Annotated in this window: 18 protein-coding genes; 9 read left to right on the forward strand and 9 right to left on the reverse strand. The window is 43.5% G+C overall.

Going from position 1 to position 23712, the window contains the following annotated elements:
- Positions 1 to 171: 171 nt before the first annotated feature.
- Both rnt and pyrC read right to left on the reverse strand, forming a co-directional pair.
- Positions 172 to 951, reverse strand: a complete 780-nt coding sequence (gene rnt, locus GYK50_RS03460) for a ribonuclease T (protein WP_223333204.1) — start codon at positions 949 to 951, stop codon at positions 172 to 174.
- A 164-nt stretch (positions 952 to 1115) separates the two neighbouring features.
- Positions 1116 to 2186 carry a dihydroorotase gene (gene pyrC, locus GYK50_RS03465; protein WP_093071330.1) on the reverse strand — a complete coding sequence of 357 codons (1071 nt, stop codon included), beginning with the start codon at positions 2184 to 2186 and terminating at the stop codon, positions 1116 to 1118.
- 293 nt (positions 2187 to 2479) lie between these two features.
- On the opposite strand from pyrC, the gene GYK50_RS03470 reads away from it, so the two are divergent.
- Positions 2480 to 3718 (forward strand): argininosuccinate synthase, encoded by a 1239-nt coding sequence (locus GYK50_RS03470; RefSeq protein WP_093071329.1) that lies wholly within the window; start codon positions 2480 to 2482, stop codon positions 3716 to 3718.
- A 145-nt stretch (positions 3719 to 3863) separates the two neighbouring features.
- Here GYK50_RS03470 and GYK50_RS03475 read toward each other — a convergent pair whose 3' ends face one another.
- Positions 3864 to 5141, reverse strand: coding sequence for a hypothetical protein (locus tag GYK50_RS03475; RefSeq protein ID WP_093071328.1), 1278 nt, complete (start codon positions 5139 to 5141; stop codon positions 3864 to 3866).
- A 141-nt stretch (positions 5142 to 5282) separates the two neighbouring features.
- Between GYK50_RS03475 and GYK50_RS03480 the strand changes: the two genes are divergently transcribed.
- Positions 5283 to 5798 (forward strand): L,D-transpeptidase, encoded by a 516-nt coding sequence (locus GYK50_RS03480; RefSeq protein ID WP_093071327.1) that lies wholly within the window; start codon positions 5283 to 5285, stop codon positions 5796 to 5798.
- Between the two features lie 235 nt (positions 5799 to 6033).
- On the opposite strand, the gene GYK50_RS03485 is transcribed toward GYK50_RS03480, so the two are convergent.
- Positions 6034 to 7620 (reverse strand): CYTH and CHAD domain-containing protein, encoded by a 1587-nt coding sequence (locus tag GYK50_RS03485; protein WP_093071326.1) that lies wholly within the window; start codon positions 7618 to 7620, stop codon positions 6034 to 6036.
- A gap of 154 nt (positions 7621 to 7774) precedes the next feature.
- Complete coding sequence (locus GYK50_RS03490) at positions 7775 to 9361, reverse strand: isocitrate lyase (RefSeq protein WP_071002119.1); 1587 nt, start codon at positions 9359 to 9361, stop codon at positions 7775 to 7777.
- A gap of 653 nt (positions 9362 to 10014) precedes the next feature.
- On the opposite strand from GYK50_RS03490, the gene GYK50_RS03495 reads away from it, so the two are divergent.
- Positions 10015 to 11004, forward strand: coding sequence for a LysR family transcriptional regulator (locus tag GYK50_RS03495; protein WP_071002118.1), 990 nt, complete (start codon positions 10015 to 10017; stop codon positions 11002 to 11004).
- A gap of 386 nt (positions 11005 to 11390) precedes the next feature.
- Positions 11391 to 12770, forward strand: a complete 1380-nt coding sequence (locus GYK50_RS03500; RefSeq protein WP_212564276.1) for an NAD-dependent succinate-semialdehyde dehydrogenase — start codon at positions 11391 to 11393, stop codon at positions 12768 to 12770.
- 271 nt (positions 12771 to 13041) lie between these two features.
- On the opposite strand, the gene purN is transcribed toward GYK50_RS03500, so the two are convergent.
- Both purN and purM read right to left on the reverse strand, forming a co-directional pair.
- Complete coding sequence (purN, locus tag GYK50_RS03505; protein WP_186473914.1) at positions 13042 to 13725, reverse strand: phosphoribosylglycinamide formyltransferase; 684 nt, start codon at positions 13723 to 13725, stop codon at positions 13042 to 13044.
- Positions 13725 to 14774: a phosphoribosylformylglycinamidine cyclo-ligase gene (gene purM / locus GYK50_RS03510; protein WP_186473916.1), complete on the reverse strand. Its 1050-nt coding sequence runs from the start codon at positions 14772 to 14774 to the stop codon at positions 13725 to 13727. Before purM ends, purN begins: the two co-directional genes overlap by 1 nt.
- Before the next feature lie 323 nt (positions 14775 to 15097).
- Between purM and GYK50_RS03515 the strand changes: the two genes are divergently transcribed.
- The 3 genes from GYK50_RS03515 to GYK50_RS03525 all read left to right on the forward strand — a co-directional run bounded on the left by GYK50_RS03515 (position 15098) and on the right by GYK50_RS03525 (position 18098).
- A complete protein-coding gene (locus GYK50_RS03515) occupies positions 15098 to 16204 on the forward strand; it encodes an AI-2E family transporter (RefSeq protein ID WP_093071322.1) in 1107 nt (368 codons plus the stop codon).
- Positions 16205 to 16520: 316 nt separating this feature from the next.
- A complete protein-coding gene (hda, locus tag GYK50_RS03520; RefSeq protein WP_186473918.1) occupies positions 16521 to 17324 on the forward strand; it encodes a DnaA regulatory inactivator Hda in 804 nt (267 codons plus the stop codon).
- Positions 17325 to 17396: 72 nt separating this feature from the next.
- Positions 17397 to 18098: a DUF2057 family protein gene (locus GYK50_RS03525; protein WP_212564277.1), complete on the forward strand. Its 702-nt coding sequence runs from the start codon at positions 17397 to 17399 to the stop codon at positions 18096 to 18098.
- A gap of 119 nt (positions 18099 to 18217) precedes the next feature.
- Here the strand turns inward: GYK50_RS03525 and GYK50_RS03530 are convergent, their stop codons facing one another.
- Positions 18218 to 18703: a Dps family protein gene (locus GYK50_RS03530; protein ID WP_071002111.1), complete on the reverse strand. Its 486-nt coding sequence runs from the start codon at positions 18701 to 18703 to the stop codon at positions 18218 to 18220.
- A 256-nt stretch (positions 18704 to 18959) separates the two neighbouring features.
- Entirely contained in the window at positions 18960 to 19619 is a 660-nt protein-coding gene (locus tag GYK50_RS03535) for a YcxB family protein (protein WP_071002110.1), read from the reverse strand.
- Between the two features lie 486 nt (positions 19620 to 20105).
- On the opposite strand from GYK50_RS03535, the gene serS reads away from it, so the two are divergent.
- Positions 20106 to 21392 carry a serine--tRNA ligase gene (serS, locus tag GYK50_RS03540; RefSeq protein WP_071002109.1) on the forward strand — a complete coding sequence of 429 codons (1287 nt, stop codon included), beginning with the start codon at positions 20106 to 20108 and terminating at the stop codon, positions 21390 to 21392.
- A gap of 295 nt (positions 21393 to 21687) precedes the next feature.
- Positions 21688 to 23685 carry a transketolase gene (tkt, locus tag GYK50_RS03545; RefSeq protein ID WP_212564278.1) on the forward strand — a complete coding sequence of 666 codons (1998 nt, stop codon included), beginning with the start codon at positions 21688 to 21690 and terminating at the stop codon, positions 23683 to 23685.
- Positions 23686 to 23712: the final 27 nt, after the last annotated feature.

Here is a 23712-nt window from a genome sequence, read left to right on the forward strand (position 1 = left end):
AGTAGTCATATTAGCCGTCCAAAAATATGACATTTATTATTATACAAAATAATTCCATCTGCTTATCGTGATATCAATCATATCCCTATTGATTATCAAATCAAGATGTCAAAGTCATCAAATATTACAAATAGCACTATTATTTATGATTGGCAATATATGATATGTGACTTATTCACTATCGTTATCAGCTGATGCTTCTGTAGCTTCTTCATTGTGCATCGCATTAGCGAGCATAGGATAATTATTGAGTATGTGACAGAACAGCTCGGCTGTCTTTTGAGTGTCATACAGTGCTGAGTGAGCATTTTTACCATCAAACTCGAGTCCTGCTGCCTTACATGCCCGTGCTAGTACAGTTTGTCCAAATGCCAGTGCAGACAAAGTCACGGTATCAAACACTGAAAAATTGTGAAAAGGATTGTGATTTTTACTATTGGTACGTAGCACAGCTGCATTTAGAAATGCCAAATCGAAATGCGCGTTGTGTCCAATCAGAACACATTGACGGCACTCTTCTTCGCGGCGTACTTCTTTTAAGCCTTTGAAGATACGGCGAAGGGCCGTTTTTTCATCTTCAGCAATGGCTTTGCGCATTGGGTTGTTAGGATCGATGCCAGTAAAGGCAAGGGCACTGGGCTCTAAATTTGCCCCTTCAAATGGTTCAATATGCGCATTGAATGCCTCACCTGGGTAAAATACGCCATGTTCATCAAGTAGTACAGGGATACAGGCGATTTCTAATAGCGCATCAGTCTGAGAGTTAAAACCCGCTGTCTCGACATCGACGACGACAGGCAAAAACTTACGAAATCGGTCTTTTAGACTCAAGGGTGTTTGCTCATCGTCGCCCTTGTCTTCAGTAGCAGCACTTGGAATTACGTTCAGGTCGTCATCCGTGGAATTTGAGACATCTGCGTCAGGCAAGGTTGCTGTATTTTGATTGGTCATATCAAGTTCAATCACTTTTATCAGTCGTGCTGGTATATGGAATTGCACATCATTATTTCATAACATCGATAACGCCTTTGCACTAATGAGGTTTAGTACAAAGGTATCATTGGCATTATAGAAAAAATAATAGGTTGCTTTGTTAGTGCTAGGCTGTGTGGCTACTAAATCTTAAGCGACCAAGGTAACGTTTCACCTGCCATGAGCGGCGTTAATGATGCACCATCAAAGTAAGGGTAGTCGTTTGGTACTTGCATAGGCGTGTTGACAAGTGTAATGGTACTCTCGTTTAGAGGTAGACCGTAGAACTGCGCGCCAAAGCGACTGGCAAATCCTTCTAGCTTATCTATTTTGCCAACGCTATCAAACGCAGTGGCATATAACGGCAGGGCAGTTGCTGAACTATAGCAACCAGCACAGCCGCAAGCGGCTTCTTTCTTGTCGGTAGCATGTGGCGCAGAGTCGGTACCCAAGAAGAATTTTGGATTACCACTCGTGGCCACATCCAACAGGACTTTTTGATGGCTTTCACGCTTCAAGATAGGTAAGCAATAAAAGTGCGGTTTGATACCACCAACTAATAGATGGTTGCGATTAAACATTAAATGCTGCGGCGTAATAGTAGCAGCAACATGGTTGCCTTGAGCCAATACAAAATCTGCTGCATCGCTGGTCGTTATATGCTCTACCACGATTTTTAATGTTGGAAATTTGACGATGATTTGCGCCAACACTTCATCTAAAAAGCGTTTTTCGCGATCAAAGATATCTATATGGTCTTGCGTCACTTCACCATGTATCAATAGTGGTAAATTGTGCTTTTCTAGTGCTTCAAATACATCGACACAGGCATTGATATTGGTCACACCATCGGCAGAGTTGGTGGTCGCTCCAGCAGGATAAAGTTTGACCGCTTGTACGATGCCTGACTGTGCGGCCAATTCGATATCTTGAGCAGTGGTATTGTCCGTTAAGTACAGAGTCATACGTGGATCAAAGGCTGATTTTCGCTCAAGACTTAAATCGCTTGCTGCCAAAGTTTCCATGATACGCGCGCGATAGGCCTGCGCATCATGTGCATTTTTGACTGGCGGCACCAGGTTTGGCATACAGATCACACGGTTAAAGCTACCTGCTGCGTGCGGCACAGTGGTGCTCAAAGCCTGATAGTCGCGCAAGTGAATATGCCAATCATCTGGCTGAAGGATGGTTAATTCTCTAATCGAATCAGTCATAGTGTCAAAGCGCTCTATATCGTCAAATAAAGGAAAAAAAGAGGATAATACTGTGCGACTATCATAACAGATTTGCCCAGTTGACTAAATATAAGGCGAAATATCTGTACATAATTCATTGAGTACTATTTAACCCTTTTTAAGATTTAAGCCAAAAGCACACGCCTTATGGCAGTTAGACTTTTGCCTATAGTAAATATGATGTACACTGAGCAGGTAATTTCTTTTTAACTTGCTTACGATTTGATCTTAGCGCGTTTACTAAAACTAAATTCTCATAACAGGAGTTTTTCATGGCTCAACTTGATCCAAAAAATATTAATAAAATCGTATTGGCATACTCAGGTGGTCTTGATACATCAATCATCGCTAAATGGCTGCAAGAAACCTATGATGCGGAAGTGATCACCTTTACCGCTGATATCGGTCAAGGCGAAGAAGTTGAGCCAGCAAGAGCCAAAGCTCAAGCAATGGGTATCAAGCACATCCATATCGAAGATTTGCGTGAAGAGTTTGCCCGTGATTACGTATTCCCGATGTTCCGTGCCAATGCCATTTATGAAGGTGAGTATTTACTCGGTACGTCTATCGCTCGTCCACTAATCGCAAAGCGTTTGGTTGAGATTGCTAAAGAACACAATGCCGATGCCATCAGTCATGGCGCAACTGGTAAAGGGAATGACCAAGTTCGTTTTGAGCTAGGTGCTGTCGCTTTGTCACCAGACGTGGTAACGATTGCTCCTTGGCGTGAGTGGGATTTATCAAGCCGTGAAAGCTTAATGCAATATGCCAAAGAGCATGACATCGCTATTGATTATGCAGGCAATAAGAAAAAATCTCCTTATTCAATGGATGCCAACTTGTTACATATCTCTTATGAAGGTGGTGTTCTAGAAGAGCCGTACACTGAAGCAGAAGAAGACATGTGGCGCTGGTCTGTCAGCCCAGAAGACGCGCCTGATGAAGCGCAATATCTAGAACTAGAATACAAGAAAGGCGATATCGTTGCTATCGATGGCGAAGCCCTAAAGCCTTATGAAGTCATGATTAAGCTGAATGAAATCGGCGGTAAACATGGTATCGGCCGTTTAGATATCGTTGAAAACCGTTATGTTGGCATGAAGTCACGTGGTTGCTACGAGACGCCAGCTGGCACAATTATGCTAAAAGCCCATCGCGGTATCGAGTCACTAACGCTTGATCGTGAAGCTGCCCACCTAAAAGATGAGCTCATGCCACGCTATGCAAAAACCATCTACAATGGCTATTGGTTCAGCCCTGAGCGTATGATGCTACAGGCATTGATTGACAAATCACAAGAATACGTCAACGGTACGGTACGTGTAAAATTATACAAAGGTGCTGTGAGCGTCGTCGGTCGCAAGTCAGATGATTCGTTATTTGACGAAAAAATTGCAACTTTCGAAGATGATGCAGGTGCTTACGATCAAAAAGACGCAGAAGGTTTTATCCGTCTAAATGGTCTGCGTTTGGCTATCGAAGCTAGCCGTGGTCGCGATTTGTCTAAATAAGCGTTTCGATTATACATAGTTAATTAACTATTTAGCTCAACAGCAATAAAAAAGAGGCCTATATAAATAGCGCCTCTTTTTTTATGGCTGATGCGTTTCTATCAAGACTCTGTTTTGAACATTAGTTTATTAAAAGCAGATGTCTTTATTGAGCTTGTGCTGTCTCTGCCGTATCAGACTCTTTATCGTCCACTCTCACAATAGCGACATCTTGTTGCTGCCGCTCATCAGTGATATCTTGTGCTAATATTTCTTCGGTGGCGAGCACGACGCCATCAGACTTTTGCGATTGATATTTGAGCGTAGCGAGCGCCCCCAGTACACCGATGACAAGTATAATAATAAGAATGACAGGGTTTTTCCAAAGCGGTGTGGAAGCGTCATATTCTATCGGCTTGTCGCTCGTTGTCGCTGGCGTGTTGTCATTATTGCCACCGATCAATCCTAAGCTTACTAAAGGCGGCTTTGGTGGATTGGCAGGTTCAGAGTTAATGCGCAGCCGGTTTCTGCTGAGATAGATATCAGAGATTTTCGCCAGCTGTAATAACCAGCGCTGATGTGGCAAAGCAATAGCATGCATCTCTTCAAATACTAGCATGTCGTTGTGACGACCCTGCGGCAAGTTCTCCGGTGAGCGTCCAATAGCTTTTAGGTAATTACCCGTTGCCAATTGCATGTCTTGTACAGGCTCATGGTTTTTAGGCTCGAACCCTGTCAACTCGTACCAGTGGCTATCAAAAGGTGGCGGGGTGCTTGATAGCTGCTCAGCGTGTAATAGTTTGAGTTCTACACTCTGCGCATGATTTTCCAAAGACTTTTTGTTTTCTACAGACTCTGTCAGTGTGGCCGGCTCGCTGTTAGCACGCTCTGACTCAAGAGTAGGCACTGCTTGCGTTTGTACATTGTTAAAGCGTGCTGCGGACAAAAACTGTGGCTGTAGGGCAAACCATTTATTCATCTCGTCACTATCGAGTTGACTGTATTCTGTCAAGATGGCCAGTTCTCGAAGGACAATCACGCATAAAGAGGTGAGTAAGATTTGAACTTGCTGCGTTTTTGCTTGAATATCTTCAGCAATATGATCACTGATTTTTATCACACGGGCGCTGTTATTAAAAACGGCATCTGCTGCATCGTTTCGGTGATATAACGTCGCCTTAAGAGTCGCAAAATTCATGGAGTTATATTGTCGTAACTCTTTGACAGCAGCACGTCCAAATAGTCTTTTACTGAGTGCTTGTTCTTGATGTTGCTGCTGATAGGCAAGAAGCGCGCTCACAATAGCTTGTAGACTGGCATCCATTGCCAGCCTCGCTTGTGGCAATGAGAGCTGTGCGGCATCAGCCAAAAGTGGCAGCATAGGCTTGGTATCATGATATAAAAAATCATACATCGACACACGTGTCGGTGAAATAGTCGTCATAATCTGCTAGCATCAAAAAGTGTGCCTCTATATTACGGTGCCAAAAGCATTGACACAATCCCTTGATAATAGAAATTTTGAATCAGTTTTACTAATTACCTTAACAGTTATCTTATGGATGATTGATAGCGGGAAGCATTTATGACGAATAATGAAACTTTTAATAAACATCTAGTGATTAATATTGCTAAGCAGACATTAACAATGCATAAGCAGCAAGCTGAGGTCACTGAATATACCGTCTCTACGGCAAAAAATGGCATCGGTAGTCAGCAAGATAGTGGTTGCACGCCACTTGGTCAGCATATCATTGCAAAAAAAATAGGCGGCAGTGAGCCTATGAATGCTGTGTTTGTGGGCCGTGTGCCGACTGGCGAGGTGTATGATGCCACTCTTAGCACGTTACATCCCAAGCGTGATTGGATACTGAGCCGTATTCTTTGGTTGAGCGGTTTGGAAGAAGGCTCGAATAAAGGTAGCAACAGTCAAGGCGGCTGTGATACTTATGAGCGCTACATCTATATCCACGGCACACCAGATACTGAGCCGATGGGTATACCGCTTTCACATGGCTGTATACGTATGCGTAATACAGATATCGTGGAATTATTTGAGCAAGTCGAAGAGGGTATGCCGGTAATGATCGTTGCAGATTAACTAAGATTAATTGTGCTTATTATTTCTACATTTCTATAGCATATTTACTTATCGGTATTTGAGCCAAAAAATCCGATGACGGCTAAGGGTGGTAGTGAATATAAATATTGAACGATAAGATCGAAGCGAAGAATAAAATGGTTTATCTATAAAAAAGGACAGCTTCATTGATAAAAGCTGTCCTTTTTACTAAGCAATGTATCTTTATCGAGGTATCTTTACCGAGTAATACGTTTTACCAAAATGTTGAGCTGTCTTTAAATTTAGCCAAACGCGTTTCGATATAAATTGGGTCATCGGTGAGCATGGCAGCAAACCAACCTGCACCATATAGAGCATTGGTATCTTTCGCTGATTTTAGGGCATAGAACTGTTGATATTGATTGTCATCATTGCGTTGCTCTAGCGCTATGTGCGCTTTTATCAGACGCTTTAACCAACGCTTGGTTTTCTTCTTGGCTTTTTTCTTACTTAACAAAGGCGCAGAGAACTCACTTATATAGCGTAACGCTTTTAAGTGATCGCATAGTAGCGCTTCGTCTTGATTATCCTCAGAGATATCCATATCAACATTTACATCATCGCTCCCAAGCTCGGTACTGCTTACTTCATCAGTTTCTTTATCTGCTTTGAGGCACTTGTTATATTGTTTCGATAGAATTTTTGCTAGCTTGTCGAGAGCAAGTTTATCCGTTTGAGGCTCAATACTAGGGTCACTCATGGTAAAGGCAATCAGCTCTAGCAAGGTGAGCTGAAAGTCATTGGCTCGGAGTGTATTGATCGGTGTGATTTTTATGTTCTCGATATCTGTCGTCCAATCAACAGCAGGGGCTCCGAGTGCCTGTAGCTCAGGCTCGATATAGGTATTGATATGAGTGAGTTGGTAATAATTGTCCAGCAACGACGAGGTTTGCTTTAGTATCGGTAGCCAGTCAGGATTGATCTCGTCAGAAAAGCTATCAAATGCTGTTAACGCAGCCTGCAAGCGCTCAAGACCAATGCTTACCTGCAAAACATGCTCGTCATCAATGCTTCCAGCGACGATAGCACTGCTATTTGGCAGTATCTGTAATAGACAGTTATGTACGGCTGCTCGTATAAAGGCGGGCATGCTACTGTCTTTGTTCAAATCTAGTTGGCTTAGGTCAGCGCCAACTGCTGGACTGTGGTTCTGTCCGTTGATGAGCAAGCCACCGTTCTCAGCTTTGGTCACGGTAGATAGACACAGCTTGTAACGTTTGCACCATGTTTTGGCTGTCGTAAACAAAAAATCTAAATCTCCTGACACCAACTCGAACTCTATCTCCTGAATGGTTTTTCGCTGAGAGTCATCAGTACCATGGACAACTTCTCCATGATCGTAAGCCATCTCGATACAACTATTTGTTTCGTCACTACTATCTTCTATCAGTAAGCGCGTGGTGCGCTCGACGTTGGTGACATACAGTCGTGTTAGGTTTTGTGCTAACTTTTTGAGTTTAAAATTAGTCAGCGCAGAGGCGACAGGAGTTTCTGCATATATCGTCAAATCAGGCATCAGCCCATTATTATGAAGCATTTCCTGCACTTGCTTGTCATCTAACACAGCGTTGTGCTCCAAACGAGCGGCAATGCCATCGCCACCAGCTTTGATGGTTTGTACCCAAGTATCGCCTTCTTTGCGAATACGCAGACCGATACCTGCCTGTGCAAGCTGCTGGTCAGGAGTATCGTAGTAATGTGCAGCCAGTTGCGTCACTTGGGAAGATTTAACTTTTACTTGCCGCATTAAACCCTTTAGACGTGACTCTGGTACTAAAAACTTCAGCTCTATCTCTTGCATATTGGCTCCTAATAATTCTGACTGATGGCTTTGATTGACGGTTTTGCTTGATAATTATTAGTCTACCACTCTCTGATTATTTAAACCGCAATAAAAAACCGCCCTACATGATATAGGGCGGTTTTTTAAGTACGTACTGCTAGTCTAGGGTTTATTAGAACTGGTTCATCGTGTTTTTGCCACCACCAGCTTTTAGTGCGTTGTCACCTGAGAAGATTTCTTTGTGGTCATCGCCAAGGTCAGAACCAGCCATTGCTTGGTGCTTAACACAAGAGATGCCTTCGCGGATTTCTTTACGTTGTACGCCAGCTGCATAAGCAAGCATGCCTTCTTCACCGAAGTAACCTTTAGCAAGTTCATGAACGCTAAGAGCAGTCGTGTGGTAAGTCGGTAGCGTGATTAGATGATGGAATACACCAGCTTCACGTGACGCATCACGTTGGAAGTTCTTAGCGGCAACGTCAGCTGCTGCATCAAGTTCAGTACCGTCGTAGTCAGCACTCATCAAGTCATCTTTATTGTATGCAGAGATGTCTTTACCTTCTTCTTCCCATTTCGCGATGACTTGCTTACGGAAGTTAAGCGTCCAGTTGAATGATGGGCTGTTGTTGTATACAAGCTTGGCTTTAGGCTGTTGCTCTTTAATACGGTCAACCATTGATTTGATATGTGCTACGTCTGGAGTCGGTGTTTCGATCCATAGTAAGTCAGCACCGTTTTCAAGAGCCGTTACACAGTCAAGTACAACGCGGTCGATGTTGGTGTCTTCGCGGAATTGGTACAGACCGTTTGCTAGGCGTACTGGGCGTACCAATTTGCCATCACGTTTAAGCAGCATGTCATTTTCTTTTGCTTCGTCGATTTCAATCTCTTCAACTTCAAGGAAATCGATGTACTTAGAAGCAAGATCACCTGGTTCGTTTGATACTGGGATTTTTTGCGTCAACGATGCGCCTTCAGAGTCAGTACGAGCAACGATAACACCGTCTTCAACACCAAGCTCTAAGAATGCATAGCGGATGGCGTTTAGTTTGGCGATAAAGTCTTCGTGCGGTACAGTCACTTTACCCGCTTGGTGACCACACTGCTTCACATCAGATACTTGGTTTTCGATCTGAATAGCACAAGCACCAGCTTCGATCATTTGCTTAGTCAATAGGTAAGTCGCTTCTTCGTTACCGAAACCTGCATCGATATCAGCGATGATTGGCACAACATGTGAATCAAAGTTTTCGATTTTTTCTAGGATAGCTGAGGTGTCTTGACCCGCTTCTTCAGCAGCATTTAGCTCACGGAAGTAGTCGTTCAATACTTTAGCGTCAGCTTGACGCAAGAACGTGTAGATTTCCTCGATTAGCTTAGGTACGGATGTTTTTTCGTGCATAGATTGGTCAGGTAATGGACCAAACTCAGAGCGTAACGCCGCTACCATCCAACCTGAAAGATAGATATAAGTTTTAGAGGTCGTACCGAAGTATTTTTTCTTGGCATACATGGTTTGCTGTGCCACAAAACCATGCCATGCACCTAGAGACTGTGTATACTGAGACGTATCATTGTCATAATCTTCCATGTCTTGACGCATGATTTTTGCAGTATACTTTGCGATATCCAAGCCCGTTTTAAAGCGGTTTTGTGACATCATACGTGCGGCATCAGTCTCGCTAATGTTCTGCCAGTTGCCGTGCTTTTGCTTTAATTCACGTACTAGGTCGATCGCTGATTTATATGCAGTTGACATCTATAGTCTCCTTGGTAGGGTGTAAAAAATAATAAATTGAGCGTTAAAGTAATAATTTGCGTTATCAATAAATTTGGTAGTGATGCTATCAATACCTCGTAAAGGTCTTCTTTACCCTAAACAAACCTGTGCATGAATACAAGAAGATTGCTGAACTCAGCAGTTGACAAATAATTACTGATGTATAGTGTTGATTCAGCTTGTCCATGTCTATCAAAGGTGTTTGAGCATTTAATAAACAGCGTTGTCATAATTAGCAACAAGAGATGTTACAATTATACTGACACTTGGTAGTGTTTCACTGTCGAGATAAACCGTTACTATGCTATTTAACTATGTTGTTTTCTGGACGATAACCCGTTCGTAAAACTCAGGTTTGTGGTCTGTACCGCAAATCCTTTATGGAACTCACTATAACTGCCTTACCAAGATTTATCTAATTTATGATACTTATCTTTAGTATTTTTATAGGTTATAATGTAGTTATAACAGTATCTTATGGTGATGAAATTGAGTTATGCTGAGTATCTTTTGCGGTAAAACCAATAAAAATTCGCAAAATTATGCGGTCCTAGATCGAAAATCACCATTTCAGTACTGATAACACCAAGCATGCCGTGGTGCTTATCTTTTAAAAGCTAAGAGAAATACATATGAATTTGCAGCGGGTTGATTTAAATTTATTAGTCCATCTAGATGTGTTGCTACGAGAAAAAAACGTCACTCGCGCAGCTGAGCAGCTTGGTATCACCCAGCCTGCCATGAGCAATATCTTACGCCGTCTGCGTAAGTTATTTAATGATCCATTGCTGGTGCGCTCCTCTGAAGGGATGACACCGACTGAGCGCGCCCTTGAGTTGCAGCCACGCATCCGTGAGATACTTGCAGATTTGACTCAAGTACTAGAGCCGCGTACCGAATTCCGTCCTTATAGTACCTCTCGTGTTTTTCGAATCATGACATCAGATTATGCCGAAGCGACTTTGGTACCGAGGCTAGTGAAGGCACTACGTTCGGAAGCACCCAACGTCATTTTGGATTTTTTGACACCCTCAGATGTCTCTTATCGCGATATGGAGCAGGGGCGTGTTGATTTGGCGATTAATCGTTTTAATGAGATACCACAGAGCTTTCATCAGGTATTGGTATGGCGTGATACGTTTAGTTGCTTGCTATCGTCTGAAAGTCCTTATGCCAACCGCTTTAATCTGAAAAACTACCTTAAAGCGCAACATGTTTGGGTATCTAAAACAGGGATGGGCGTGGGATTTGGGGTTAATCCAGAAAAATCAGGTGGCCTAGGATCTATTGATCAGGCATTGCAACGTTTGGGCCAAAAACGCCAAATTAGTGTCTTCACTCGTCATTATCAGATGCCAGCCATGCTTGCCGCAAATAAAGACTTGATAGCGACATTGCCAACCCGTGTGGCTCGTATGCAGGCTAATAACGACAGTATTATCATGGAAGAGCCGCCGTTTTTTATTCCTGAGTTTGAGCTGACCATGGCATGGTCACCATTGCTACAGCACCATCCTGCTCACCGTTGGTTGCGTCAATTAATCATGCATGTGGCACGGCAAGTAGTGGCTGAGGAAGAAAATCCACCACAAGAAATACCTGTGATTAATCACTTGTTTTAATAAGAGTTTTTATAAAGTAGTAAGTATCTTATAGTAAGTAATCAACTCACTTTGAATATTATTGTTTAACCTATATTTGGTATATTCAACGAGCCAAACCAGCCACTAGGCTGGTTTTCTTGTTTAGTATCGCTATGTAGTCTTGTTCAATATTTAGCTATTCTTAATAAGACGGTTACACTGTTAACATATTCAACACACTTCACAATATATTGTAAAACTCTTCGCCAAATACCTTGTTATGATAAGCACAGATAGAAACAAACTTATCGATTCATTTATTGAGTTATCCTATCGACGTAACACCAAACAATTAGACGTAACACCAAACAATTAAAAGTGACAATAATACTGAATATATAAAATCAAATAATAAGGACATCTACATGTCAGATATTACTACTGTTAACCCAGCAACGGGCGAAGACATTAAAAATTATGATTACATGAGCAATGACGAAGTTAACAAGATTGTCGACGCGTCACATAATGCATTTTTAGAATGGCGTACTGTGAGCCATGAAGAACGTGGACGTGTCATCAAGACCATCGGTGACAAACTGATGGAGTATAAGGAGGAGCTATCTAAGCTTATGACCGAAGAGCGCGGTAAGCTATATGGTCAAAGTCAGCAAGAAGTAGATCTCTGTAAAGCAATTTGTGATTACACTGCTGAAAATGGTGTCGCTGCGCTTGCAGATGATGAGCGAGATATCGAAAGCATGAAAAAAGGTATCGTGACTTATCAACCAATCGGCGTCATCTATGGTATGCAACCTTGGAACTTCCCAGCGTATCAAGTATTCCGTTATGCCATTGCTAACTTGATGGCAGGTAACAGCGTTCTGCTTAAACATGCAGCAAACGTCACAGGTTCTGGCTTATTGATCGAAAAAATATTCCATGAGTCTGAACTGCCAAATGATTTGTTCCGTACGATTTTGATTGATCATGACCAATCAGAAAAATTGATTGAAAATGACAAAGTACGTGGCGTAACGCTCACAGGTAGTGATACTGCTGGTCGTATCGTTGGTCAACAAGCGGCCAAAGCAATCAAAAGATCAGTACTAGAGCTCGGTTCAAATGACGCCTTTATCGTACTAGAAGACGCCGATATAGAAACCGCTGTAGAGACCTGTACCCAAGCCCGTTTAGTCAATAACGGTGAAACTTGCGTAGCAGCAAAACGCTTTATCGTGGTCGATAGCGTGTATGACGAATTCCGCAAGCGTATCGTAGAAAAATTTGAAGGTACAAAATCTGGCGACCCAATGGATGACAGCTCAGATATCGGTCCATTAGCGCGTGCAGACTTGCGAGATCAGTTGCATGAGCAAGTAGAACAAAGCGTAGCAAAAGGTGCAACGATTGCTGTTGGCGGTAAAGTACCAGAAGGTAAAGGCAGTTTCTATCCAGCAACTATCTTAGAAAATGTCGAGAAAGGTCAACCTGCCTACGACGACGAATTGTTTGGCCCAGTGGCGTCATTGATTCGCGCCAAAGATGACGACGATGCCATGCGCATTGCAAATGACAGTCGTTACGGCCTAGGCGGCGCTATCTTCTCAAAAGATGAAGAAAAAGCCATTCGTTTAGCCAGTGAGCAATTCGATACTGGTATGGTCTATATCAATGGTTACGGTCTTGCCAATCCTGCACTGCCATTTGGTGGTGTGAAGAACTCAGGCTATGGTCGCGAGCACGGCGGCTTTGGTATCAAAGAGTTTGTCAACATTAAAGCAGTACACGTATTTGGAAAATAATAGTGAATAACACGTAAAACTGTTAAAGACTAAAAAGAAAAACCCAGCTACTTAATAGCTGGGTTTTTTTGTGTGGTTGAAAATAGGGCGTGTCCCTATTTTAAAAATGGTGATAAAAATGAGATAAATCACAGGCAAACAAGGAAAATAACGCAGGTAATATCAAGATATTGACCAGCTATTTGACACCGTTTGCCAAAGATTTAGCCATTTTTAGCCCATTTAGTCATAAACACTTGAATTAGGGACACGCCCTAATATCTTAAAACAACTAAGCGTCAATCAATAGACGTAAGGGCAGGGCAGGCAAGATGCTAGAGGCTTGCTCACTTGGCGTTAATGACACGCCGCCAATAGCAATTTGTAATATCGTCCACGGCAATAAGTGATGCTCCAGCACTTGTACGCGCTTTTGCAAACTATCAGGCGTGTCGGTATGACGAATAGGCAAAACCGCTTGGCTTAACACTTGTCCTGCATCCAGCTCGGCGGTGACCACATGGATACTACAGCCGTGCTCACGCTCACCTGAGCAGAGTACACGGGTATGCGTGTCTAGCCCTTTATAAGCGGGAAGTAGCGATGGGTGCAGGTTAATCATCGGTGCAGGCGCGTTATCAATAAAGTCTGCACTCAATACCCGCATAAAGCCTGCCAAAACGACCAAGTCAGGCTGCCACACTTCAAGCTGTGCGGTGGCGTGCTTTTCAAAGGTTTTGATGCCCATGCGCTTGCCGCTCTCTACGTGCGAGAGTACGGCGACCTCGATGCCCGCGTCTTTGGCGCGGGTGATGGCATAGGCGTCTTCACGGTTGCTAATAACGCCGATAATCTCAATCGGTAGTGCTTTTTGCTGCACTGCATTGATTAAAACTTGTAAATTACTGCCACTGCCTGATACCAAAACCGCAATGCGTAATGGTTTGACAGGTTGGTTTGTCTTATCAAATGACATTAACGGTATACCACGGCATCGGCTTCACGTTTGACCATTTCGCCAAGTTGCCAAGCGTTTTCACCAGCGTCAGTCAACGTCTTGATCGTTGCTTCAGCTTTGTCTTTAGGAACGACGATGACAAAACCAACGCCGCAGTTAAAGGTGCGGTACATCTCACTTTGCTCAATATTGCCTTGGGTCTGTAACCAAGTGAATAACTCTGAGAACTGCCAGCTGCTGGTATCGATGCTAGCCGCTAGGTCATCAGGGAGCACTCGTGGCAAGTTGTCAGTGAGACCGCCACCTGTGATGTGTGACATGGCATGAAGCGCTGAGCTGCCAAGGGTATCCTGCAATGCCTTGATTGCTTTGACATAGATACGAGTAGGGGCCATCAAGGCATCTTGAATAGGTTGACCATCTAGTTGCTCATCGCTAGTAGCCACGTCAACACCGCTAACTTCGATGACTTTACGCACGAGCGAGTAGCCGTTTGAGTGCGCGCCACTCGAAGCCAGTGCAATCAGAACATCGCCTTCTGCAACATTGTCGCCAGTCACGACCTCGCTTTCTTCAACCACGCCCACGCAGAATCCAGCGAGGTCATAATCGTCGTCTTGATACATACCTGGCATTTCAGCAGTTTCACCGCCGATAAGCGCGCAGTTGGCAAGTTTACAACCATCGCCGATACCAGTGACCACAGTCGCAGCTACATCAACATCAAGCTTGCCGGTTGCGTAATAGTCCAAGAAGAATAACGGCTGAGCCCCGCATACGAGTAGATCGTTTACGCACATAGCGACTAGATCAATACCAATCGTATCGTGACGATCAAGCTGTAGTGCCAGCTTAAGTTTAGTCCCGACACCGTCGGTACCTGAGACGAGTAGTGGTGAAGTGTAGCCAGTAGGGATACGGCAGAGGGCGCCAAAACCACCAAGCCCGCCAACTACTTCAGGACGGGTAGTGGCTTTTGCCACGGACTTGATACGTTGGACTAACGCATCACCTGCATCGATATCAACGCCGGCGTCTTTGTAGCTTAAAGAAGGCTTGTCACTCATAGTCATCTCACAGTTGGGGATAGATAATTGGAATTAAAAAGTAAGGGAGTCAATCACGCTACAATCAGCGAGATAAAGTTTAAAGGCAAAGTTTAAAGATAGTGCGCGCATTATACCCAAAAACTGACCGCACTCGCAAAGCAACTTACCGATATTTGGCTAAGTTTTGCATTAAGTGGCAAATAAGCGATTAAGAAACAAAAAATGACTGATTTTTTGTTGTACTCTGCGATAATAAAACACTAAATTTACGACTCCTGACGGCTCAAGTACCGCAATTTTTGTCACTATCTCAAATCAGCCCACGTATAGGATTACTTATCATGATAAACCAACCAATCGACCCTTTTTTCAGACGTTTATTTATCGTTGTCGTTTTGGTTGTGGCGCTATTCCTTCTCTACCTGATGATACCAGTCATTGTGCCGTTTATATTTGCTTTTATGCTGGCTTACTTGTTCAATCCTTTGGTAAAGCGATTGTCAAAACATCTCAAACGTTGGATCGCAATTATTATTGTGTACTCTACCATTACTGTAGGGATGGCGCTGTTGCTCTGGTGGTTGGTACCGACATTGTGGCATCAGCTGCAAGCCGCTTGGGAGTATCTACCTAAGATATCTAGCTGGTATAATCAAGTGGTACGAGAGTGGTTCAACAGTAATACTCGTTTTCAATTGCCTGTCTTAGAGTCGAAGGATTTTTCTGAGACGCTGGTTGAGTATATGCAAACGAATTATAAGTTTGCTGATGCCAGTACCATGATGAGCCAAGTACTGACTTCAAGTATGAACTTTATTAACAGTGCAGGACTGATCGTGTTGGTGCCAATTTTAACGTTTTATTTTTTGTTCAATTGGGATCAGCGTTTACAGACGTGGAAGATGGCGATACCAGGAGCATACTGCAAACAAGTCATTGGCATCGCCAAAGAGTGCGATCAAGCTTTAATGGCGTTTATTAAAGGCCAGCTGCTGGTGATGGTGCTACTGGGTGCTATTTATGCAATACAGCTGCAGCTTATTGGTCTAGAGCTTGGACTTATCATCGGTATGGTAGCGGGTATTGCAAGCTTTGTACCTTACTTGGGTTTTGGCATTGGATTTGTGGCCGCTATCATCGCTTGCTTGTTTCAGTTTGGGTTGGATTGGACCTATTTGTTATTGGTCGTTGGGGCGTTTTTGGTCGGGCAAGCTGCAGAAGGTTATATTCTGCAGCCGCTACTATTAGGTGATAAAATTGGTTTATCACCATTATGGGTTATCTTTGCGGTATTAGCAGGCGCCAGTCTATTGGGTTTTGTGGGTATGTTAATTGCGCTACCAGTCTCTGCTGTCTTGAATGTATTGTTCCGCCACCTATATGCGTATTATCGCACGACAGATTTTTATAAAGGTCGTAAGCAATTGCTACTGTTTGAGAAGAAGTAAATATTTTATTATTGAATATAGTGAGCGGATAGCGTACAAATGGGAAGAAAAAAGCAAATGGTTGATCAGGCTTAGTAGGTAAAAGACTTGTCAGTCATTTTGCAAATATGTTATATATAGTCGCAGTGTTGATCGTATCAGCCGTTGCTATATTTTTTATCAAGATTAGCCTAATTAGGGCAATTCATCCATCATAAAAAAGCTATATATCCACTGCACATATTTTTATCAGGTAGTATGGATAGTACTGAATAGCAATTTATTCCTTTTTCTACTGCACTTTTATATTGCACTACGCAACACGAGTTGATGATTCATGGCAGAAGCACAGCTAAGTCTCAATCTGGACATTAAGCATGATGCAAGTCTCAGCGACTTTGCCGGTCCCGGTTGGATGTCTATTATTGATGCAGTGCGGCAATTACATGTCGGCCTGATCGGTCAGTTATACCTGTTTGGTAGCCCTGCGACGGGTAAGTCTCACTTGCTCTCCGCTATTTGTGAGTCATTTATTGAAATGGAAAAATCAGCTATTTGCTTGTCACTCAATGAATTGATCCATACCGACGTCCATGTATTATCTTCTTTAGAAAACTTTGATCTGATTGCTATCGATGATTTAGAAGTGCTTGAGCAAAGTAGTCAGTGGCAAGAAGCGCTGTTTCATCTGATCAACCGTAGCCGCGAAGGTCAGCGCCAGCTTTTATTTGCAGCCAATAAGCCGGCTGGCGACTTACCGTTTCAATTGAGAGATTTATTAACGCGCCTAGCACAAGCACCAGCCTTTAAAGTGCCTACTGGTCATGACTTAGCAGACCGTCAAGCACTGCTTCAGTCCATTTTGCGTCGGCGCGGCTGGCAGTTTGATGATCGAATTATTAATCATTTATTGACTGAAGGGCCACATCGTATCGGTGCCATGATGGAAGTGCTCAATTATATACAGCCAATGTTTTCTAACCTTGGCCGCAGTAATATATCAAAAGCGGTGATCAGTGACGCGCTGCGTACCATTGATGAGCAAACGCTTGCAGCAGAGCTGGCTGATATAGCTCAAGAGACGCAAGTAGACAATGTGACGACGGATCAAGACCAACATACGATGCCACTTGATTTTTAACCGTTAAAATATCAATAGCCGTCAAGATACAAATTTTTGTCCCACATGTTCTTACTACTAATGGAATAATTTATGAAATCGAATGCTTCTTTGCTAAAAAAATTGACGATTGGACTGTTGTTTGTGGGTGCGACCTCAGTCTCTGTGATGTCACAAGCCGCTGTGACGCTATTGGTTGATGACCATATCAAAGTGACTGCCATCAATGGACAAGAAGTTCAGCAAAGTCTATTTCAACCACTAACTAAAAAGTTTACCCTTGAGCCAGGTCAACACGCTATCACTGCTAAGTATGACCGCTTATATAACTTGCAGCGTGATGAGCATGATTACCTTCGTTCAGGTAACGTCAGCGTGACGGCGGAATTGGCAGATAACCAAACGTATCGTTTGACGATGCCGAACCAGCCAGAAGATTACGAAGCCGCTAAAGATTATGCTAAGCAGCCAACACTCGTTATTCAGCAGAACAATACAGTTATCGCAAGTCAACAGGGTATGGCTGGTAATCAAGGTGGACTGCTTTCAGGGCTCGGTAAGGCGCTAGGTGGTGTGTTTGGTGGGGCGGGCGATGCAGAATTACAAAACCAACGTGCGATAGCAGCATTAGATCAACCAGCAGCAATGCCAAACAATACTAATGTTGGTACGACCAATATCAAGCAAACCACGAGTGTGAATACCTCTACCAATACCTTAGATTCATTTATGCAGATTTGGCTACAAGCAACACCTGCTGAGCGTGAAAAGATGCGTCAATGGATTCAACAGTAAATCAATCTGTTACAGATCGCTGAGCATAAAAAAGCACCCAGCTGGGTGCTTTTTTATGGTTCTAAGTTTTACTGTTATTTGGATTTATTTAAGCTAAGTGTGATCAGCTTAGTAAAGTATTAACCCAAGAAGGCATTGTACATCCATACCAGCTTTTCTTGCTCTTGTACGTATTCATCAACCAGATCAGCGGTACCTTGATCGTCGCTTTCTGCTGCTAATGACGATACTTGACGCTGCTCGGCAATTAAGGCTTGTAAACCAGTTACTACGCCTTTAACGCAAGATGTACCATCTTTGACGTTTTTGTCTTCGCTGATGCTCGTGTGCTGTGCAAAATCGCTATAAGCGTGAAGTGGTGTACCACCGAGAGTCAAGATACGCTCAGCGATCTCATCAATCTGTAACTGTAGCGATGTGTATAATTCTTCAAACTTTGGATGCAAAGTAAAGAAATGCTCACCTTTTACATTCCAATGATAGCCACGTACATTTAAGTAAAACACATGGTACGTTGATAGCAGATTGTTTAATTGAGCGATGACTTCGCTCATGTCAGCTTTTTCTAAACCGATCTGGTTAGTAGCGTTATTAGTATTACTCATAATATTGTCCTTATAGTGTGAGTGTTGTTATATAAAATTGAAGAAAGACGAGTAGTAGTTAATTAGCATAAAAATAAAAATATCTTAACTTTTATTAATATCTACATAAGCTCTAGCTCTTCCTTTGATGCTTATAATAATAGCAAACTATCATTAGTAAGTTAAATATAATAAATTCACTTTTACGATTGTTTTTATAAAACTATAATTGAGTCTCTCTATCGCTTTTCTAAACGATAGAGAGAGCTGATAACCTTTATGCTGGCGGCTGCAAGTTTTCAGGATTTAAGCCTTTGACCGGAACCACTTCTTGTAGATGTTGACGTACCGTATCGATAGGGAATTTTTGCGCTTGCAAACGTTTCGGAAGAATTTGGCTACCTTGCTGGCCTTTCATCTCAAACATCATAAAGATATAGTCGTTAGTCTCGTCCCAGCTCTTGATAGCAGTCCACGGAATAACCGCTTGCTGGGTCGCACCTGCACGCATTTGCATACCGCGCATTTGCGAGTTTTTCATCATCTCAGGCTGGTTGCTTGGCATTGCCATGACCAGACCATGTTTTTGTACACCAAGCTTCATTTGACGCATTTCATCTGGCATCTCTTGATCAGCAATTTGTTTTTCAAACTCTCTTTTTACATACCATCTAAAGCCTAAAGTACGCGCCAATAGATAAATCACCACACCAACGAGCATCAACCAAAAAATGATGGTTGAGTAGCCTGTTACAAAGATCAGTCCTGCAATAGCGAGTACCACAACCACAGCCATAATGATCCATTCTTTGGTCTTAAAGCTTGACAGACCAAAAGAGGGGCTGGCACTGGCAAACAGTTCATATTGGGCTTGAAGGAATTCAGCTTCAGTTAGGTTTAAGGCGACAGGTTGGAGCGTGTAAGGATACAGGGCCATAAAGGTTTCTCAGATGCTTATGTTAAAAGTTTTGGGTTTACATCGCCAAAGCCAAGTCATGATGTACTACTTGGCTGTAGGTAAATAAAGGTATGCGCTTATCTTACCGAAAAGTACTCTTAAATGAAACATATAAGCGGATCTGTTCACTGATAGCGGCGATATTAATGGCTTTAATAAAGGTAGATGATCCTTATTAAAGTAAGTTGAACATATAGGATATGCATTTCGGGTAAGTATGACTGGCTATGAATAATGAAAGTAGTAGCCCAAAATCACGCTAAAAGCGCTCAAAAAAGCTCAAAGCATGGTCAAATCTGCTGGGTCTTGGTATGATAGCGGCACCCATATAGTTTGATAAAAAATATGGCAGCATGGCAAGGTAGTTATTGAGTTATGAAGCTTTGCAATAAGTATAAGCTGACCAATAATCATACTAATAATGTTTAAACTTCTTATTCACTTTTAGTGTTACAGGCAACGATTATGATTGATCCAAAACTCTTACGCGGCGATTTAAGCGATTTACAGCAACGACTGGCCACTCGTGGCTATACGCTTGATATGGAGTTTTGGCAGTCGATTGAATCCGAGCGTAAGTCTCTACAAGTCAAAACAGAAGAATTGCAATCGCGTCGTAACGCTGGGGCTAAGCAAGTCGGTGCTCTAAAAAAATCAGGCGAAGATGCCAGTGAGCTATTGGCTGAAATGCAAAGCGTTAGCGGTGAGATTAAAGCTGCTGAAGACGAGCTACGTACTCTGCAAGAGCGGCTGACTCAAGCAGCGCTGCAGATTCCAAATATTCCAGCGGCAGATGTACCAGTGGGTACGTCAGAAGACGATAACGTAGAAGTGCGTAAGTGGGGCACGCCGCGTACGTTTGATTTTGAAATTCAAGATCACACGCATATCGGTGAGACGCTTGGTATGCTCGACTTTGAGGCCGCAACCAAACTGACAGGCAGCCGTTTTAACGTGCTAAAAGGCCAATTGGCGCAGCTGCATCGTGCACTGATCCAGTTTATGCTCAACACCCATACCATAAAATACGGCTATCTTGAGACCTATGTGCCTTATATTGTCAATAGCGATAGTCTAAAAGGGACGGGTCAGTTGCCTAAGTTTGAAGAGGATTTGTTTAAGCTAAGCAATCACACGAATAACGATGAGATGGATTTTTATCTGATTCCAACAGCAGAAGTGCCAATGACCAACTTGGTACGCGGAGAGCGTTTGGATATCAAAGAGCTACCGCTAAAATTCACCGCCCATACGCCATGCTTCCGTAGTGAAGCGGGCTCGCATGGCCGTGATACCCGTGGTCTGATCCGCCAGCATCAGTTTGAAAAAGTCGAAATGGTCAATGTTGGCACCAGCGATCAGTCTGATGACTTGCTAGAGGCAATGACAGGGCAGGCCGAATATATCTTGCAGCAGCTTGAGTTGCCATACCGCACGGTACAGCTATGTACGGGCGATATGGGTTTTGCCGCACAAAAAACCTATGACATCGAAGTATGGCTACCAAGCCAAGATACCTACCGCGAAATCTCTAGCTGCTCTAACTGTGGCGATTTCCAAGCGCGCCGTATGGGTACGCGCGTCAAAGATGGCAAGCAAACTAGCTTAGCTCATACTTTGAACGGTTCAGGATTGGCGGTTGGTCGTACGCTACTAGCAGTGATGGAAAATCATCAAAACGCTGATGGTAGCATTACGATTCCAGAAGTATTGCGTCCATTTATGGGCGGTGCTGAGACTATTTCAGTTTAATAAATGGACTATAAGTAATGAGCTGCTTGTCACTTAGGTCACTTGTAGCTTGTTACTGATAGCTTAAATTAAAATCTATGACTGTCTATCGTTTAACAAAACTGATGTGAGTCATTGCTAAATAGAAACGGTATTGTCACCGCATTTTTGGCTAGGCTCATAGCAAATATGTTAATATTGCATTTTTATTTTATAGCCTATCCACTGAGGACGCACGCCGCGTTTTTGATGGATCATCCTCTGAGTAAACTCTCCTCTTATCTTTATACGACTCATTCGAATATTAGGACACTCTATGCCAGCTCCAATTAGCGAACGTAAACTAGCCAATGCCATCCGTGTACTGTCGTTTGACGCGGTTCAAAAAGCCAACTCTGGACATCCGGGTGCGCCAATGGGTATGGCTGATATTGCCGAAGTTTTGTGGCGCAAATTTTTGAAGCACAATCCAGCTGATCCTAATTGGCACAACCGTGACCGCTTTGTACTGTCAAACGGTCATGGCTCGATGCTTATTTATTCATTGCTACATTTATCAGGTTATGATGTCAGCGTTGATGACCTCAAAGGTTTCCGTCAGCTGCATTCAAAAACCCCAGGTCACCCTGAGTATGGCTATACCCCTGGTGTTGAGACGACGACTGGTCCTCTAGGCCAAGGTATTGCCAATGCTGTTGGTTTTGCGATTGCAGAGAAGACACTCGCAGCGCAGTTCAACCGCGACGGTCATAATATCGTTGATCATCATACCTATGCGTTCTTAGGCGATGGCTGCTTGATGGAAGGCATCAGTCATGAAGTGTGCTCGCTCGCTGGCACATTAGGTCTTGGCAAATTGGTATTCTTCTATGATGACAATGGCATCTCAATCGATGGTAATGTTGAAGGTTGGTTCACTGATGATACCGAAGCGCGCTTTGAGTCGTACGGCTGGCAAGTGATCAAAGTCGATGGTCATGATACTGATGCGATCACGCAGGCAACTGAGCAAGCAATTGCAGAAACTGCTAAGCCAAGCCTAATTATTTGCAAAACGACTATCGGTGCTGGTAGCCCAAACAAACAAGGCCTTGCGGCAAGTCATGGCGCGCCACTTGGTGATGACGAAATCGCCTTGACGCGTGATGCGCTGTCTTGGAAGCATGCCCCATTTGAATTAGATGACGAAATCTATGAAGCGTGGGATGCCAAAGCCAAAGGCGATGTGCAGCAAAAGAACTGGGATGCTGAATTTGAAGCGTACAAAAAAGCCTATCCAGAGCTTGCAGTAGAACTATCACGTCGTCTAAATGGTGAGTTGCCTGCTGACTTTGCTAGCCAAGCGAGAGCCTACATTCAGCAAACGCAAGAAGCGGGCGGTGATGTTGCTAGTCGTAAAGCCAGCCAAAACGCGATCAACAGCTTGCAGCCATTACTGCCAGAACTACTAGGCGGCTCAGCAGATTTAGCGGGCTCAAACCTCACGTTATTCAAAGGCGCTAAAGGCATCGAGAAAGACGCTGACGGCAACTATATCTATTATGGTGTGCGCGAGTTCGGTATGACCGCGATTGCCAATGGTATTGCATTGCATGGCGGCTTTATCCCTTACGTAGCGACGTTCCTGATGTTTATGGAATACGCACGTAACGCGGTACGCATGGGCGCACTGATGAAGCAGCGCGTCATCCATGTCTATACGCATGACTCTATCGGTCTGGGTGAAGACGGCCCAACGCATCAGCCAGTTGAGCAATTGACGAGCCTACGTACCACGCCAAACCTACGTACATGGCGTCCTTGTGATGCTACCGAATCTGCTAGTGCTTGGGTAGAAGCAATCAAATCAGAAAACAACCCATCCGCATTGATCTTTAGCCGTCAAAGCTTGCCACATCAAGCACGTGATAGCGAGCAAGTCGCGAACATCACCAAAGGTGGTTATGTACTGGCAAAAGAGCAAGGCGAGCTACAAGCCATCATTATCGCCACTGGTTCAGAAGTTGGCCTAGCGATGGAAGCGCACAAGACGCTTAGCGAAAATGGTGTTGGCGTCCGTGTGGTGTCTATGCCATGTGCTGAAGTCTTTGTTGAGCAAGAGGCCAGCTATCGCGAAGCGGTATTGCCCGCCAATATCCGTGCTCGCGTCGCAGTCGAAGCCGCGCATATAGATTACTGGTATAAGTTTGTCGGTCTCGATGGCAAAGTCATCGGTATGACCACTTATGGCGAGTCAGCACCAGCCAGCGACTTGTATAAAGAGTTTGGTATTACGACTGGCGCTGTGATTGAAGCGGTGAATAGTTTGGTGTAATAAACCTGACTTAGTTAGTGTTTAAGA

It is taken from the genome of Psychrobacter pacificensis, assembly GCF_018336615.1.
Lineage (GTDB): Bacteria > Pseudomonadota > Gammaproteobacteria > Pseudomonadales > Moraxellaceae > Psychrobacter > Psychrobacter pacificensis.

Excerpts from the sequence above, each read along its gene's own strand:
- GYK50_RS03530 (WP_071002111.1), bottom strand. The coding sequence starts at position 18,703 with ATGAGTAATACTAATAACGCTACTAACCAGATCGGTTTAGAAAAAGCT.
- rnt (WP_223333204.1), bottom strand. The coding sequence starts at position 951 with ATGACCAATCAAAATACAGCAACCTTGCCTGACGCAGATGTCTCAAAT.
- GYK50_RS03515 (WP_093071322.1), top strand. The coding sequence starts at position 15,098 with ATGATAAACCAACCAATCGACCCTTTTTTCAGACGTTTATTTATCGTT.
- GYK50_RS03475 (WP_093071328.1), bottom strand. The coding sequence starts at position 5,141 with ATGACGACTATTTCACCGACACGTGTGTCGATGTATGATTTTTTATAT.
- GYK50_RS03500 (WP_212564276.1), top strand. The coding sequence starts at position 11,391 with ATGTCAGATATTACTACTGTTAACCCAGCAACGGGCGAAGACATTAAA.
- GYK50_RS03495 (WP_071002118.1), top strand. The coding sequence starts at position 10,015 with ATGAATTTGCAGCGGGTTGATTTAAATTTATTAGTCCATCTAGATGTG.
- GYK50_RS03480 (WP_093071327.1), top strand. The coding sequence starts at position 5,283 with ATGACGAATAATGAAACTTTTAATAAACATCTAGTGATTAATATTGCT.
- hda (WP_186473918.1), top strand. The coding sequence starts at position 16,521 with ATGGCAGAAGCACAGCTAAGTCTCAATCTGGACATTAAGCATGATGCA.
- GYK50_RS03485 (WP_093071326.1), bottom strand. The coding sequence starts at position 7,620 with ATGCAAGAGATAGAGCTGAAGTTTTTAGTACCAGAGTCACGTCTAAAG.
- purM (WP_186473916.1), bottom strand. The coding sequence starts at position 14,774 with ATGAGTGACAAGCCTTCTTTAAGCTACAAAGACGCCGGCGTTGATATC.
- GYK50_RS03490 (WP_071002119.1), bottom strand. The coding sequence starts at position 9,361 with ATGTCAACTGCATATAAATCAGCGATCGACCTAGTACGTGAATTAAAG.
- tkt (WP_212564278.1), top strand. The coding sequence starts at position 21,688 with ATGCCAGCTCCAATTAGCGAACGTAAACTAGCCAATGCCATCCGTGTA.
- serS (WP_071002109.1), top strand. The coding sequence starts at position 20,106 with ATGATTGATCCAAAACTCTTACGCGGCGATTTAAGCGATTTACAGCAA.
- GYK50_RS03525 (WP_212564277.1), top strand. The coding sequence starts at position 17,397 with ATGAAATCGAATGCTTCTTTGCTAAAAAAATTGACGATTGGACTGTTG.
- pyrC (WP_093071330.1), bottom strand. The coding sequence starts at position 2,186 with ATGACTGATTCGATTAGAGAATTAACCATCCTTCAGCCAGATGATTGG.
- purN (WP_186473914.1), bottom strand. The coding sequence starts at position 13,725 with ATGTCATTTGATAAGACAAACCAACCTGTCAAACCATTACGCATTGCG.
- GYK50_RS03470 (WP_093071329.1), top strand. The coding sequence starts at position 2,480 with ATGGCTCAACTTGATCCAAAAAATATTAATAAAATCGTATTGGCATAC.
- GYK50_RS03535 (WP_071002110.1), bottom strand. The coding sequence starts at position 19,619 with ATGGCCCTGTATCCTTACACGCTCCAACCTGTCGCCTTAAACCTAACT.